The 15,507-nt window shown below is 58.1% G+C and carries 9 protein-coding genes; 6 read left to right on the forward strand and 3 right to left on the reverse strand.

Going from position 1 to position 15,507, the window contains the following annotated elements:
- The first annotated feature begins 132 nt into the window (after positions 1 to 132).
- Positions 133 to 1,011 carry a DUF3800 domain-containing protein gene (locus ACS1BR_RS04220; protein WP_463560287.1) on the forward strand — a complete coding sequence of 293 codons (879 nt, stop codon included), beginning with the start codon at positions 133 to 135 and terminating at the stop codon, positions 1,009 to 1,011.
- Between the two features lie 105 nt (positions 1,012 to 1,116).
- Here the strand turns inward: ACS1BR_RS04220 and ACS1BR_RS04225 are convergent, their stop codons facing one another.
- The 3 genes from ACS1BR_RS04225 to trhO all read right to left on the reverse strand — a co-directional run bounded on the left by ACS1BR_RS04225 (position 1,117) and on the right by trhO (position 3,747).
- Entirely contained in the window at positions 1,117 to 2,127 is a 1,011-nt protein-coding gene (locus ACS1BR_RS04225; protein ID WP_463560289.1) for an LLM class flavin-dependent oxidoreductase, read from the reverse strand.
- A gap of 222 nt (positions 2,128 to 2,349) precedes the next feature.
- Positions 2,350 to 2,832 carry a GyrI-like domain-containing protein gene (locus ACS1BR_RS04230; RefSeq protein ID WP_463560292.1) on the reverse strand — a complete coding sequence of 161 codons (483 nt, stop codon included), beginning with the start codon at positions 2,830 to 2,832 and terminating at the stop codon, positions 2,350 to 2,352.
- Positions 2,833 to 2,868: 36 nt separating this feature from the next.
- Positions 2,869 to 3,747: an oxygen-dependent tRNA uridine(34) hydroxylase TrhO gene (gene trhO / locus ACS1BR_RS04235; RefSeq protein ID WP_463560294.1), complete on the reverse strand. Its 879-nt coding sequence runs from the start codon at positions 3,745 to 3,747 to the stop codon at positions 2,869 to 2,871.
- A 141-nt stretch (positions 3,748 to 3,888) separates the two neighbouring features.
- Here trhO and ACS1BR_RS04240 point away from each other — a divergent pair, with 141 nt between their 5' ends.
- The 5 genes from ACS1BR_RS04240 to ACS1BR_RS04260 all read left to right on the forward strand — a co-directional run bounded on the left by ACS1BR_RS04240 (position 3,889) and on the right by ACS1BR_RS04260 (position 15,381).
- Entirely contained in the window at positions 3,889 to 6,246 is a 2,358-nt protein-coding gene (locus ACS1BR_RS04240) for a DEAD/DEAH box helicase (RefSeq protein ID WP_463560334.1), read from the forward strand.
- Positions 6,247 to 6,710: 464 nt separating this feature from the next.
- Positions 6,711 to 6,989: a WXG100 family type VII secretion target gene (locus ACS1BR_RS04245; RefSeq protein ID WP_463560296.1), complete on the forward strand. Its 279-nt coding sequence runs from the start codon at positions 6,711 to 6,713 to the stop codon at positions 6,987 to 6,989.
- A gap of 178 nt (positions 6,990 to 7,167) precedes the next feature.
- Complete coding sequence (locus ACS1BR_RS04250) at positions 7,168 to 9,027, forward strand: RDD family protein (RefSeq protein ID WP_463560297.1); 1,860 nt, start codon at positions 7,168 to 7,170, stop codon at positions 9,025 to 9,027.
- Positions 9,028 to 9,067: 40 nt separating this feature from the next.
- Positions 9,068 to 10,942 (forward strand): hypothetical protein, encoded by a 1,875-nt coding sequence (locus tag ACS1BR_RS04255; protein ID WP_463560299.1) that lies wholly within the window; start codon positions 9,068 to 9,070, stop codon positions 10,940 to 10,942.
- 41 nt (positions 10,943 to 10,983) lie between these two features.
- Positions 10,984 to 15,381 (forward strand): FtsK/SpoIIIE domain-containing protein, encoded by a 4,398-nt coding sequence (locus ACS1BR_RS04260; RefSeq protein ID WP_463560301.1) that lies wholly within the window; start codon positions 10,984 to 10,986, stop codon positions 15,379 to 15,381.
- Positions 15,382 to 15,507 lie beyond the last annotated feature (126 nt).

Genomic DNA, 15,507 nt, shown 5'->3' on the forward strand with positions numbered 1-15,507 from the left:
AAATTTTCTTGTTTAAAAACTTCTCAAACACTAGTCGAAGTGCTAATCTTTGTGTAGGACGCGCGAAAGTGCTCCACTTCCGAGGCCCGTGCTCAGACACGGGCTTTCGTGTTTTCAGAGGAGGTTGAAGGCTTGTACGTCGGCTACTTCGACGAGTTCGGCCATAACGGTCTTTATCAATCACGTCATGATAGTTCGTACAAGACCCATCCCGTCTTCGGTCTCGGTGGGCTCATCATTCCAGCTAATTCTATACGTGAACTCTCGGGTAGATTCCGGTTCATTAAGGAACGCGGACTGAAACAAGAGATTGAGGCTAAGGTTATTCCTTACGGAAAGAAAATAGAGCAGTGGGAAAAGAAGGGTTCTGCGCTTCTCACTACCCGCAATATTAGCTCCTACCGTGAGACTAGAAATATGTTATTCCGCATCCTCACTGCACTAGAAAATTTTGGAGCAAAAATAGTATTTTATGGACAGGAGAAACCTCGTGGAGGCCCCGATGTTGTGAAGGAAAGCAATGCGGATCGTTACGGTCATGCTATGAAACAGCTGATCCAAAGAGTCCAGTGGGACCTCCCTGATAACGAAAATTTTATGCTGATCCTTGATAAACAGGGGGATAGAGAACGACTAGAAATTTTTGCAGAAACCGCAGCATTCATGTTTTCCAACGAAAATGCTAACAGGCTTCTCGAGCCCCCAATGGAGGTCGAAAGCCACCTCTACCAGACCGTACAATGCGCAGATTGGATTTGCGCTTTACTGGGTAGGATTGCCGCATATAAGTTCGACCCTGATTTTTCAGAGTTCGCGTGGGCACCCAAATATTTCGGTAGTAGACTAGCCTCCATCACAACAAATTCCAGTAAAATTCGAAGTCTTGCTTCATCAGATTCTTTAGATGTCTACAAACAACATCTTAGCAGCCAGAAAACATGTTACGATTCAACCAAAATTCCAGCTTCGCAAGAATCTTTGAACCAGCTTCGTCAAAAATATTCCAATTAATTCTGTACAGCTTAATTTTTTATATAAAAATGAAACAGTTAATTATCTGCCTATCGCGGGGTGGAAGCGACTGTCCCACTTCCACCCCGCTAAGACCGAAAACCCCTACTCACCCAGGGCGGGGACGATGTCCTTCATGATGGCTTCAAGCTGCCGCAGGTTAAAGTCAACGCCGAGCTGGTTGGGGATGGTCACCAAGACGGTATCGGCTGCGGCCACCGCGGCGTCTTCTGCCAGTTCTCGGGCGATCTGCTCGGGTTCCCCGATATAGGATCGGCCGAATCGGGAAAAGGCGTTGTCGATATAGCCCAGCTGATCCTGGGATTCGGCCCTGGCCCTCATGCCAAAGTAGCGCTGGGACTCTTGGTCGATGATAGGAATGATGGAGCGTGACACCGAGACTCGCGGCTGCCAGTCGTGCCCGGCCTTTTTCCACTCGTCCCGGTAGAGGGAGATTTGTTCAGCCTGAAGCTGGTCAAAGGGCACGCCGGTGTCTTCCAATAGCAGGGTTGATGACATGAGGTTCAGCCCCTGTTGGGCTGTCCACAGTGAGGTCTCCCGCGATGCTGAACCCCACCATATCCGCCGCCTGAGCCCCGGAGACTGCGGCTGGATCGGGTCGAGCTGCCGGGGGTTGTCGGCATTTTGGGCTATGCCTTTACCCTCGATAGCTTCCAGAAAGAGGCGGGTGTGCTTGCGTGCCATATCCGCTTCAGTTTCCTCGTCGGTGGGTAGGTAGCCAAAGTGCGCAAAACCTTTGTAGACGGTTTCCGGGGAGCCCCGAGATATACCCAGCTGTAGCCTCTCGCCCGCGGCAAGAAGGTCGGTCATGGCGGCGTTTTCTGCCATGTAGAGGGGGTTTTCGTAGCGCATGTCGATCACGCCGGTGCCCAGCTCAAGTTTTGTGGTGCGGGCTCCGATAGCTGCCAGCAGAGGGAAGGGTGATGCCTGCTGCTGGGCGTAGTGGTGCACCCTGAAGAAGGCGCCGTCTACGCCGAGTTCCTCGGCACCGACCGCCAGGTCTACCGCCTGGTGGAGCATGTCCGAGGCTGTTCGGGTGCGGGAACCGGCCACATCGGCCCAGTGGCCAAATGAGAGGAAACCTATTTTTTTCATTTTATTTTTCTCCTTGTCGGGGTCTCTTTCATGACAAAAATTACTTTACATGTAAAGTAATTTTTTGGCAATGTTTCCTCCGAACACAGGTCTGTCCAACTCTAGTGAGCGCCCAAAGACCGCCTCAGGGTCCCCATTTCCACCCACACGCCCACCGACACCGGTCATAGCGAGGGAAGGTAAGTTTTTCTCTGAATATTTCCGTAGAAATTTATGCCTTGGCTACGGCCGGGCCGGTGTCCCCGACACCGCGGACCAGCAGTACATCCGATAGTTATCATCCTTCGGATCTCCGGGGCCGTACACCTCCAGGTTCACCCCGGTGGGCGCAAGCCCCTTCCCGGGAATAAACACCGACTGAAGGTAGTCAAAACCCGGCCTGATCGCCCCCGGTACAGCGCCCCTCACCATAACGGTGGCGTAGAGGGAGGCCGGCACCACGGTGCCGGTAAGCCCCAGGGCGGCAACAGCGCCCACCTCCCGCACCATAAAACCGGCGGTGTAGATAAAACCGGTATCGGATTCATCCGGCATCATCAGCCCCACCGCCTGCAGCTTCTCCACCGCCCGCGCCTGCTCATCCCCCAGCCCCGAGTAAAGCTCCCGCCACAGGGCAGAGAAATCATCTGACCCATCGGCGCTCACACTCAGGCCGGCCACAAGAAACCCGCCGTATTCGATCAGCGCGGTCTCAGGCCCGGGCACAGCCTGTCCGTCCCGCAACACCCCACTCACAGCGGCCTAGCGACCGGCAGGTTCACGGTCGCTATGCACCTGCTCGGTGCATGCCTCACAGAGCAAGACCAAATCCCGCCGACCTTCCCTGTCCATATTCACAAAAGTATTCGAGGGTGCGTCGCAGCGCTCGCACCGCCCAATGGTCACGGTATCCGGTGAAAACTCCAGGTGCATACGCCGGTCAAAGATATACATGGAGCCCTCCCACAACCCCGAATCGCCGAACGCCTCACCGTACCGCACAATACCGCCGTCAATCTGATAAACCTCTTGGAAACCGCGGTTTTTCATCAGGGCAGAAAGAATCTCGCAGCGGATACCGCCCGTGCAGTAGGTGACCACCGGCCGGTCTTTAAGCCGATCGTATTTCCCAGACTCGATCTCCGCAATAAAATCGTGGGTGGTGCGCACATCGGGCACCACGGCGTTTTTGAACCTGCCGATTTTAGCCTCAAAGGCGTTGCGTCCGTCAAAGAAAACCACCTCGTCGCCGCGCTCCTCAACCAGCCGGTTCACCTCTTCGGGTTTCAGGTGCACGCCGCCTCCCACCACGCCGTTTTCGTCAATCTGCAACTCATCGGGGGCACCGAAGGCGACGATCTCGTCGCGGGCCTTGACCGACAGCCGGGGGAAGTCAGCCGCACCACCGTCTGACCATTTGAGTTCGAGCTTGGCAAAGCCCGGGTACTGGCGGGTTGTTTTACCGTACTGTTTAAGGGCGTTGATTTCACCGCCCAGGGTGCCGTTGATACCGTGTCGGGAGATAATGATACGGCCGGTGAGGCCGAGTTTTTCGCACAGTGCCCGCTGCCAAAGCATAACCGCCTGCGGGTCAGCCACCGGGGCAAAGCAGTAATAGAGAATAATTCGTTCTTGAGCCACACCACCATTCTAGTGGAGAAGCCCAGAGGTGGCCGCCCGGGAGCGCTGGCAGCTTACCCGGCGGTGGTGCACAATGGGAGGGTGCCCCACAAACTTTCCGCAGATCCCCCTCCGCCCGCGGGGTCCCCGGCTGCCGCACTCATCGCGCACCTGGGATACGGGCAAAATCCCGAGCAGATACGACACGTGCGCTCTATCCCGGCCAGGAAAGCCCAAACCGCCCCCTGGCCGCAGTGGGTATCCCCCGAGGTACGCCAAGCCTTCGAGCGCGTAGGAGTGCACCGGCCTTATCTTCACCAGATCGAGGCCGCCGAGATTGCTCGTGCCTCAGAGATGGCCGGCGGTGACAGGCACCCCATTGTGGCTACGGGAACAGCCACCGGAAAATCGTTGGCCTACCTGCTACCCGCGCTCTCTTCGATCCACCGCGGCGAGCTTGACCCCGGTACCGGCCTGCACGATCGTCGCTCCACCGTGCTCTACCTCTCCCCCACCAAGGCACTGGCAGCAGACCAGCATGCGGCGGTGCGGGCGCTGGGGCTGGCAACCGTGAGAGCAGAGACCTACGACGGCGACACCCCGGCATCCGAGCGCCGATGGATCCGCCGCCACGCCAACCTGGTGCTGTGTAATCCGGACATGCTGCACTTTGGGATGCTGCCCCATCACGAGCAGTGGGCATCTTTTTTCCGGCGGCTCAGGTATGTGATCCTTGATGAGAGCCACAGCTACCGCGGGGTTTTTGGGGCTCATGTCGCGGTATTGATCCGTCGGCTGCGTAGAATCTGCGGTCGCTACGGTTCGCGTCCCGTGTTCTTGGGGGCTTCGGCGACCGCGGCGGATCCCGAGGTTTCTTTTGCGAGGCTGCTCGGTGTTGCCCCGGAGCGGGTGAGTGCGATTACCGCCGATACCGCTCCGCACGGGGCCACCCATATTATTCTGTGGGAGCCGGAGTTTCGTGAATCGGTGACCGATAAGCTGGCCGCCCCGGCGGGGTCCCTTTCCCCCGCTGAGAGTCGGGCCCCGCAGCGTAAATCCGTGATAGAGCAGGGCGCCCAGATGCTGGCTCACCTGGTGGCTGAGCGCACCCGAACCATTGCCTTCATTAAATCGCGGCGCGGTGCTGAGGCCATTGCCCAAACCACCCGACGCTATCTCGATGAGATGGAGGTGGGTCTTGCGCACCGGGTGCAGTCTTACAGGTCAGGTTACCTACCCGAGGAGCGGCGGGAGCTTGAAAATCAACTACGCTCGGGGGAGATACTGGGGATTGCCTCAACCTCCGCCCTGGAGCTGGGTATAGATGTATCCGGCCTGGATGCCGTGCTGGTGGCGGGGTGGCCGGGAAGCCGGGCCTCGTTTTTTCAGCAGGTGGGGCGGGCCGGACGCGCGGGGCAGGATTCTTTGGCGGTGCTCGTAGCCAGTGCTGACCCGCTGGACACCTATCTGGTGCATCACCCCGACGATATTTTTAGGGTGGTTGAGGCCACTGTCTTTGATCCGTCTAACCCCTATGTGCTGTCTCCGCATCTGTGCGCCGCTGCCGCCGAGCTGCCTCTACGGGCTGAGGAGCTTGCCCTCTTTGGGGAGGACAGTGTGCAGCTGCTGGAGCGTCTGGCCCATCAGGGGTATATGAGACGGCGGGCGACCGGCTGGTTTTGGGTCGGTTCCGGGCAGGCCGCTGATCTGGTGGATATGCGCGGCGGGGGTTCTTCCCTTCAGGTGATTGAGTCCGATACGGGGTCCGTGGTCGGTAGTATGGATTTTTCTCAGGCCCACCACCAGGGGCACCCGGGGGCGATCTATACGCACCGGGGGGCAACATATGAGGTTGATGATCTTGATCTTGATCAGAAGGTGGTTGCGGTCTCCCGAGTATTCCCCGATTTTTATACGCAGTCGCGGGATCTCACCGAGGTGAGCCTGCTGTCTGTGCGGGAGTCGGAGACCTGGGGTGCGGTGACCGTGTATAGCGGGCGGGTGCGGGTGCGTACCCGTGTGGTGTCTTTTCAGCGGAAGTCTCTGGTGGGGCAGCGGGTTTTGGGTGAGGAATTTCTTGATCTGCCGCCGCAGAATCTGCTGACCTCTGCCGTGTGGTTTACCGTTCCCGCCCCGGTGCTGGTGTCAGCGGGTATTGAAGAGCCTGATTTTCCCGGTGCACTGCACGCCGCTGAGCACGCGGCTATTGGCCTGCTCCCGCTGATTGCCACCTGTGACCGTACCGATATTGGTGGTCTCTCGACCGCGTTACACGTCGATACCGGCCTGCCCACAATTTTTGTCTACGACGGGCACCCCGGTGGCGCGGGCTTTGCCGGGCGGGGTTTTGAGCGGGCACGGCGGTGGCTACGGGCCACGCTGGACACCATTAATTCCTGCGAGTGTGAGGAGGGCTGCCCGTCCTGCGTGCAGTCTCCCAAGTGTGGCAACCGCAATGAGCCTTTGGATAAGGCCGGTGCTGCTCGGCTATTGTCCGCCCTGCTTGACAGTGCGGGATAGGTTGCGGGTGGACCCGGCCGGTGAGGGGCCGTTACCGGCGGTTTGGGCAAGTGATTGTAGACAAATCAACCGCTACATATCCACTCTTTCCAATGTGCTATTAAACACATTAAGTGATCGGCGTCATTTTGTCCCCATAACAGTGGGCATGGCTTTTCCCGCACCCATTCTTGACCAATTTATTCTTAAAGGTCCTGACCTGCGCATTTATTAAAAATCTCTCGCGTTTAACAGGTATTTGCCCCCAGATCAAGGGCTTTGCATGTCACCACTTCTATGGGCAGATGTCACCAGGAAATATAACTTAACATGCTTCGCAACACCGTCTGACACTTGCTAGCCTGATAGCCATGTTCGGCCCCCTCTAGCGATCGGGGTGGAGGGGGCCGGGCAGGGAAATTATTTTCCGCGTAAAGGAATTTACCAGGGAGTAACTGGTGAATGCAAGAAAGAAAGGGTGAATCATGTCCATTCGCATCGATTACGCCGCCATGGAAACCGAGGCGGCTAACCTTCAGGCAGCAGCCTCTGATTTTGAGGCTTCACTGTCCAACCTGCTCAACAGGATCAACAACCTCACCTCTGCCGAGGGCGGTTTCTCAACCGAGGTCTCCAGTGGCACGTTTGGCACCAACTATGCCGAGTTCAACACCAGGGCCACTCAGCTGATCCCTTCCCTGCAGGCTTTCCAGCAGGACCTCAAGAACACCATTGAACGGTTCAAATCAGCCGACGGGGCCTAACCGGCCGTGGCCGCTTCTCGCTCGTCTCTGAGCTAGATTCGGTCAAGGTTGAGCTATCTGCCTGTTTCTCAACCTGCGGCGGGGTAGGATTCACCTCCTCTACCCTGCCGCAGGTTGAGGGTCCTCAAACACCACCTCATGTTCATGTATAAAATTTCTAGTAGTCAAAGCACCTTTGATGAACCATAAACCACTCCTCCCGGCTTCTTTAATCAGGCGTAGCATCGCCTACACCATCGACTTTCTCATTATTCTTTTGCCCATCGGCCTTGCGGTGTGGTTCACGGTAACCCACTTTTTTGAGACCCTACCCCTGCTAGGCTGGCTCACCCTGGCGGTGCTAGCTCTTATTGTGTTCGCCTATACCCTGGTGCTTGCCGCGCAAAACTCCTCCAGCGGCCAGACTCTGGGTAAGCGGCTGACCGGACTGCGCGTGGTCCAGGCAGGATCGCTGAAACCCGGCTACTTCTCTGATTCCTATTTTCGCGGTTTTATCTACCTGTGCGGTCTTGCCGGGCTCGGTATTGCACCCCTGGTTATGGCGATCAGGACCAGGGGCCGGGATGAATCCGAGAGCTGGCCGCACAGGTCCAGCGACAGCCGGGTGATCGATATAGTGCGGGGTAAAGACCCTCTCAGCTTGGAAGAAAAGTTCTACCCCGTCTACCCCGAAGAGTGGGGGCAGCCGATAAATCCCGATTTTATCCTCGACCCCACCGACGATGTGGCTGAGGCCGACCCCAGCCCCTGGAAAATTCGGGTAGCCAATCCCTGGGATCCGGCGGATACCGGACAAGCCAGGATTACGCCCTCCACCCACCTCGAGACGAACAATAGGCTCAAACAACAGGAGAGGAAGCGCACTGTCCTCCAGAGCTCGGCAACCCTGCTCACGGTGGGCACCCTGGTGGCCACCGTGGTATTTGCCGCTTACGCGATCAACCCGCAGCCGCCCAAGCCCCGAGACGAGCGTGAAATTCTGGCCTCTTCGCTTACCGAGAAGCTTCCGGTGAGTGGCTCGGACGGGCAGGGTTTCCCCGGCTATTCGTCGCAGGCGGACTGGTCTCAGCCCATAGGCGGTGAGGTGAAGAAGGTGCTGGCGACATCTGAGAATATCTATGTTTTTGCCGGAGAAGCTATCCTGGTCTACTCCACCGCTGACGGGCACGAGGTCACCAGTATCCCTCTCACCGATTCGGTGGCGCTCTCTGCCCCGACCACCTACGACGGTCATGCGGGGATTTACTGGGCGGTGGGAGACACCGCCTACGGGTGGAGCGAGCGGGTGAATGCGGGGGCTTCTTTTGAGCACCCGCTACCTGAGGGCGCTCAGCCGTACACTGCCGGTAACGAGCTTCTCTTTGCGGCAACCGATAGCGGTAACAACGGTTTCCGGGCCTGGACGTTCGGTGTCGATGGTTTTCGGGAGATGGCGGTTCCCGACGGCTTTGTGCCCTCTTCCGTGTCCGCGGGACAGCTGGTGAGCTACGACGTTTCGGGAAATATCAAGATCAGCGACTCCCAGGGGCAGGAGGTTTCGGCCTACCCCCTCACTAAGCCTGAGAGTTCGCGTTCCAATCCGAGCGGTGACCTCTCCCTGGCCGGGGTTGTGGCTAGCGGTAATCAGAGGATTTTTGCGCTCTGGTCGCCGCATCCCGAGAGCGCGGAGAAGACAAACCCCATGACGATTGCCACCTATGATGCGGCCTCGGGCGAGCTGCTGTCTTACATCGAGACCACCCGGGAGCGTATCAATGATCAGCCCGATCTGGTGTGGGGCAACGGCGGTGTGAAGGCCATGTATGCCGGCTACCTTTTTGCGGTGGACAGCGGTAGGGCAGAAGTTGATGTGACTGCCCAGGATATTACCCCGGGGTCGGTGATCGGTGAGGGCAGCCTGGGTGATACGAGCCTGGGTAGTGTCTACGTGACGGCTCGGGGGGTGAGTTCTGTGCCCGGTGCGGTCACTCCCCTTCTCGCGGATCAGCAGTCGGCGGTGGTGCGCAGGTCTAACACTCTTGAAAAGTATTCCAGATAGTACACAGCAGCAGTTTTGAGTTTATACGCAAGGAGTTTTTATGACATCGCAGAAGAAGAATAGGCCCGCGTGTTTGCGGGCGCTGGTTACCGGTTCCGCCTCTGTGGCCTTGGCGCTTGCCGTGGGGCTTACCGGTGCGCAGGCGGCTCCCACGCCCACCTCGACGCCTACACCGTCGGCTACCGGGAAGAAGTCCGGTACCAGCCCCAGCCAGAAGAGCGCTACTCCGGCGACTCCTCAGCCGGAGTCTTCGCCGCGGACTTCGACAAAGCCTTCTGCCTCACCGACAGGTAGTCCCACGGCCGGTTCCACCGCCACGGCTTCGCCCAGTTCACCGGCTCAGACAGCTGAGAGTGCTGTGCGGGTGCAGGTGGCCGATACCGTGCGGGCCGGTGAGAAGTTGACGGGTTCGCTGAGTGGTCTTCCGGTGGGTAGCCGGGTTTCGTTTACTCTTGTTGCGGTGCAGCCGGGGCAGGCTGATTCTGCCGGGAGTCTTCTTGACTGCACGGTGGAGGAGCAGGGGGATGACCGCGCTTTTAGCTGCGATCTGTCCCCGGATCAGGCGGCCGGTAGCTACCGCTTGGAGGTTCGCTTGCTGGATAGTGAGGGTAATCCTGTATACCGGCAGGGTGCTGAGGTGGTGCAGACCCGTGATCTCACGGTGACTGAGGCTGAGCGGGAGACCAGTAGCCCTGAGGTTCTTGCCCAGTATTCGGTGACCGCGGCCGGCTATGTGATGCCGGTGAAGGGTGAGGGGTATGCACCTCATTCGACGCTTGTTTTGACTGCCCAGAACGCGGCGGGCGAGAGTGCTGTGGGTGTGTCGTTTGCGGCCCGGGAACTTGGGCAGGTGCCCACCGTCGAGGGGCTTTCCGCCGCGGATTCCCCGCTCACGGTGACCACCGATTCTCAGGGGAACTTTAGCGCCTACATGGTAACGAGCCCCTATATGACGAGCCAGAAGGTGCGGATTGTGACGCAGGATGGTTCCGGTCGTGTCTCTGCCAGCGATGAGGTTACGGTCATGGGTGAGTCGGTTGCCGAGCTGAGCCTTTCACGGGAGTCTCTTGTGGCCGGTGAGAACACCGCGGTTGATATTTCTGGTACCCGTTTTGCTCCCCACTACACCGCCTATGGGGCGGAGCTTCAGCTGGTGCGCGACGGGCAGGTGGTGATGAGCAGCCCGATCGTTGTGAATCCGCCGGCTGATGGTGATATGTGGGGTTCTTTTAACGGGGCTCAGCTAACGGGGACTGCGGCCCTGGCCGCCGGTGACTATCGGTTGCAGGTGGTGGCGCCGGCGACCGAGCAGGTACCGGCTCAGTATCGCGGGCGGGTTTTGGCTGCCCAGGGTTTGACGGTGACCGGCGGTACTGGCACCGGTCCGACCGATACGGCCCAGAATGGTGGGGGTGAGGCCCCTGTGTCTCCTGAGGCGGTGGCCCCCAGTCCCTCTGCTGGGTCGGGTCGGGATGTTGTGGTGCCGGAGGCTACGGAGCCGACCGGGCCGGACCGGGGTTCGTCGGCCGATAGCGGGCAGGCCGCCCGGCAGCCGGTGATCAGGCAGGAATCGAGGTCTGAGCCGCAGCCGACCAAGACCCGGCTTGAGCAGGATCCCGCATGGGTGCAGACCAGCTCTATTAGGGTTGAGGATCCGCGAGTGAGCCGGGAGTCGGATGAGCAGTTGAAGTCGAGTGTGCTCAGCACGCAGGGCACCCGTGAGGCTGAGGCGCGTTTTAGCCCCGAGGGTTCTGTGGAGGCTCTCAACGATGAGGCTGCTGACAGTAATTCTTCTCTGGTGACCCCTAGCCGGGATACTGTGCCCTGGTTGCCTTTTGTTCTTCTGCTTATTGCCGCGCTGGGTTTGGGGACGGTGACCGGTATGTTTATTTCCCGTGCCCTGCGGGATAAGTAAAGGTATCTTGAGCGATTGAGAAAGGGAGGGAGGCTGCTGTCATGCCTGCTGCGCCTGTCTATCTGTCTGTGAGAACACCTTCCGGTGGGCTTATTGATCTTGCGGTGAAAGCTCACCGGCAGACACCCGTTGACCGTGTTGCCGCGGCTCTTTCTGAGGCTACCGGTTATACGGTCCGTTTGGGTGGGGGTGGTGCCACCTGGGCGGATTTGGCGATAGCGCATGGCAGTATTCTGACCACCGACGGGACTGTGGAGTCTGCCGCTGATTTCGGTGCCGGGTCCCACGATTTTTTCCTTCTGCTCACGCAGACGTCCGGGCCTGGGGCCGGTACCTGCTACCGGTTGACTCCCGGTGTTGGGACTTTTGGTTCTGATTCCCGCTGTACTTGGCCTCTGCTTGATCCCGATCTGCCGCTGACTGCGGCGGCGATGACCGTTACCGAGGACGGCCGCTGCACGATTGAGAACACCACCAAGACCAGCGCGGTGTCACTCGACGGCACTCCGGTCACCGAGCCGGTGGACTGGGAGGAGGGCCACTGGATCCGTATCGGTAACACCACTTTTGAGATCACAACTACCGTGCCCGAGCCGGCTTCAATTGATCTGTCGTCTAAGCCGGGTTTGATTGATTTTAACCGGCCTCCACGGCTACTGCCCCACCCGCGGGAAACCAGTTTCAAATACCCCGCAGAACCCGAGCAGACTGCCCGTAGCCCGCTGCCGATCCTGGCCATGCTCATTCCCCTACTCTTGGCGATCACATTGGCGGCCGTGATGCAGCGGCCCTACTTTCTCATTTTTGGTCTGATGTCGCCGGTCATGATGGTGGCCAGCTATATCAATAACCGCAAGAACGGTAAAACCAGCTACCGGCAGCGTATGTCTAAGTATCGCGCCACCGTGAGCGCTATCGACCGGGATCTTAACCGGGCTATTGTTGACTACACCCGGGAGCAGCGTCTTTCTCTACCGGATCCGGCGACCGCGGGTTTGATGGCGACCCTGCCCACGCCCCGGCTATGGGAACGCCGCCACACCGATCCCGACCATCTGACGATCCGTGTAGGGGCCACTAAAACCACCACCGATATCACTCTCTACCGGCCCGAGGAACCCGAGCACCGCCGTACCCAGAAGATGAGTGCCAGCGATGTGCCGGTGCCGGTCAGCCTGATTGACTATGGTGTGGTTGGTATCTGCGGGGACCCTACCGCCACCTATCACTCTGCCGCCTGGGCTGTCGCCCAGCTGGCTATTACCCAGAGTCCCCGGGATCTTTCCATCACGGTGTTGACCACCGCCGATAGTAGCCGCTGGAACTGGGTCCGCTGGTTGCCGCATACCGGTCACGCGGCAAGTCCGGCTGCGGTGGGTAATGACATCACCAGTATGAGCCAGCGGTTGGCTGAGTTGACCGCTGTTCTTGATCAGCGGCAGGCTAGTAGTACTGCCGGGCAAAAGCCTGTGCGCCATCAGGCTATTGTGGTGGTTTTTGATCATGCACGTACTCTGCGGCAGTTTCCGGCCACGGCCCGTCTTCTTGCTGAGGGGCCGGCCCACGGTATCTACGCTATCTGTACGGAGACGGAGGAACGCTACCTTCCCGAAGAGTCAAAGGCCATTATTACCACTACCGGCGGCGGGGGTCCTCTGACTCTCAAACGTGACCGTGAGAGTACTATCACCGATCTCACCCCGGATCTTCCTGATCCGATCTGGTTCTACTGGGTGGGGAGGGCTATAGCTCCGCTACGTGATGCTACTGATGAGGCTGATGCTGGGTTACCGGCCCGGGCCCGGTTTCTAGAAACGGTTGATCTCACCGATCCCGAGCCTGAAACTATTCTTCGTACCTGGGCCCTAACCCCTCGCTCGACCAGGGCCACGATCGGGGTCAGTATGGACGGGCCTTTTAGTTTTGATCTGGTCACCGACGGCCCCCACGCCCTGATTGCTGGTACGACCGGGGCCGGTAAATCAGAACTACTGCAAACTCTGATCGCTTCTTTGGCTTTGGCTAACCGGGCCGATGAGATGGTCTTTGTTCTTATTGATTACAAGGGTGGGGCTGCTTTTACTGATTTCGCTGCTTTACCGCATACGGTGGGTATTGTCACCGATCTGGATGATCATCTGGTGGCTCGGGCGATGGTCTCGCTTAAAGCAGAGTTACGCCGTCGTGAGCATTTGTTGGCTACTGCTGGGGCTAAGGATATTGATGACTATATCCTGACTCGTAGCCGGGCCGCAGAAGAGGCAGAAGAGGAGTTGCCGCCGTTACCGCGGCTGGTTTTGGTGATTGATGAGTTCGCAGCACTGAAGGCTGAGTTGCCTGATTTTGTGGCTGGTATTGTCAATATTGCTCAGCGGGGTAGGTCTTTGGGGATTCATTTGGTGATGGCTACTCAAAGGCCTCAGGGGGCTATTACTGCTGATATTTTGGCTAATACTAATTTGCGGATTGCTTTGCGTATGGCTAATAGCCTGGAGAGTAAAGACGTGATTGGTAGTGCTGACGCGGCGGAGATATCCACCACCACACCAGGACGGGCCCTGCTCAAGGTAGGGGCAGAACCTCTTCTGCCTTTTCAAACGGCCCGCGTGACCACTACCAGGCCCAATGCTAACGCTGAGGAGCTGCCCGCGCCCGTTGTCACGGTGCTTCCCTGGAAGCAGCTGGGGCACACTCTTGCTGTGCCAAGGCAGACGGATACTGCCGATGAGAATATTCCCTCCACTGATGTGCAGGTTTTGGTGGAGGCCTTGGCTGAGGCTACTCACAGGGGCGGTATCGAGGTCCAGCCCAGTCCTTGGTTGCCTGCTCTGGCGGAGAATATTACCCTGGATCAGGTTGATGCTCTAAGTAGTAGTGATGAGGATAAGGCCGGGATTCTCGGTACCGGTGATGCTCTGCCACCGGTTCCTTTTGGTGTTCAGGATTTTCCCGAGTCTCAGACTCAGAAGCCTCTGACCCTGGATTTTGAGACTCTGTCCCACTTGTTTATTGTGGGGTCCCCGCGTTCGGGGCGGACCCAGACTCTGCGTACTCTGGCCGGGTCTATCGCCGCGCGTATTTCGGTGAATGATGTGCACTTGTACGGGGTGGATTTTGGTAATGGTGGGCTGGCCGGGCTGTTGAGTTTGCCGCATTGTAAGACTGTTATTACCAGAACCCAGGAGGTTCTTCTAAGACGTTTCTTGTCCTATCTTGAGAGAGAGGTTGCTTATCGGCGGAATCTGCTGGCTCAGGCCGGGTTTGCTTCGGTTGCCGAGCAGCGTAGGCACGTCCCGAGTAAGGATAGGATTCCGCATATGGTGGTTCTTTTCGACCAGTGGGAAGGGTTTATCAACGGTATCGGAAGCGACACCCAGAGCACCCCGCGTCAGTCCATTGCCCTGCTCCTACGTGAGGGGGCGTCCATGGGTATCCACCTGATTATTACCGGGGACAGGTCCCTGCTAACCACCACCCAGATCAGCCCTCTAGTCGAGAACAAGCTCGTTCTTCGTTTGGCTGACCGCACTGACTACAGTAACGCCGGGCTGACACCGCGCACCCTACCCGAGACCATACCCAACGGTCGGGCTTTCGCCGCTAATACCGGGAGGGAAACCCAGATTGCCCTGCTGGCCAAGGGCCCCAGTAGCCGGGTACAAACGCAAGCTCTCGCAGAGATTGGTCGGGAAGCAGAAAGGCAACAGAACCAGCAGCCGGTCTTCCACCAGCCCCTAGAGTTTAGGGACCTGGTCACTAAAATCAGCTACCGGGAACTGCTCACCGCGGCAGGCGGCCCAGAGATCTTAGAACCGTTCAAACCCTTGTTAGGTATTGGCGGGGATGCTGTAGCACCCTTACGTATCGACCTGGAAACAATCCCTACTTTCCTGATCACCGGCCAATCCCGATCCGGTAAATCCACAGCGCTGGCAACCCTGGCCCGCTCGGCTCTGGATGCCGGGGCACAGGTCGTGCTTCTTACTCCTCTACCCTCTGAGTTAGGACATCTCACCGGCCATAAAAACCTTGTTGCCCACTATGCTGGCGATGAGATCACGCCCGATGCTGTCGAAAAAATCTTGGGCATGAAAAACATCTTGCTGGTCATTGATGATGCCTCGGCTATTTCTGATGTATCTACCAAGGAAGCTCTCAAAAACATTGCTTCGGCTGTGATTACCGCAGGGGTACGAGTCATCGCCTCTGATAGCTTTGATGACCTCGACCGTGTTGGTGTTGGCATGTGGCAGCACGAACTCATTAAACGCCGCCACGGAGCAGCCCTAGATCCTGCTTCTGTGTTCAGCGGTAAGTTTATCGGTGTGTCAATTAGCAGAGAAGTCTTAGCTCAGCCAAGACCACCCGGCCGGGCGATAGCTAACCTCGGTGACGGGCTCCTGACCTCTGTACAGGTTGCCTACATCCCGCAAGAATAACCATCCTCCAAACACAAACATCACTACAATATAGCTCAAGACGCTACATATTATTGAAAGGATTGATTGTTATGTCTACTCCGCTTCCTGCTCTACCAGCCGGTAGCGGTGATACCGGCCCTTACC

The organism is Rothia sp. 18CD1-1 (genome assembly GCF_055285355.1).

Coding starts and splice junctions, on each gene's coding strand:
- ACS1BR_RS04225 (WP_463560289.1), bottom strand. CDS start 2,127: ATGAAAAAAATAGGTTTCCTCTCATTTGGCCACTGGGCCGATGTGGCC.
- ACS1BR_RS04245 (WP_463560296.1), top strand. CDS start 6,711: ATGTCCATTCGCATCGATTACGCCGCCATGGAAACCGAGGCGGCTAAC.
- ACS1BR_RS04250 (WP_463560297.1), top strand. CDS start 7,168: ATGAACCATAAACCACTCCTCCCGGCTTCTTTAATCAGGCGTAGCATC.
- ACS1BR_RS04255 (WP_463560299.1), top strand. CDS start 9,068: ATGACATCGCAGAAGAAGAATAGGCCCGCGTGTTTGCGGGCGCTGGTT.
- ACS1BR_RS04260 (WP_463560301.1), top strand. CDS start 10,984: ATGCCTGCTGCGCCTGTCTATCTGTCTGTGAGAACACCTTCCGGTGGG.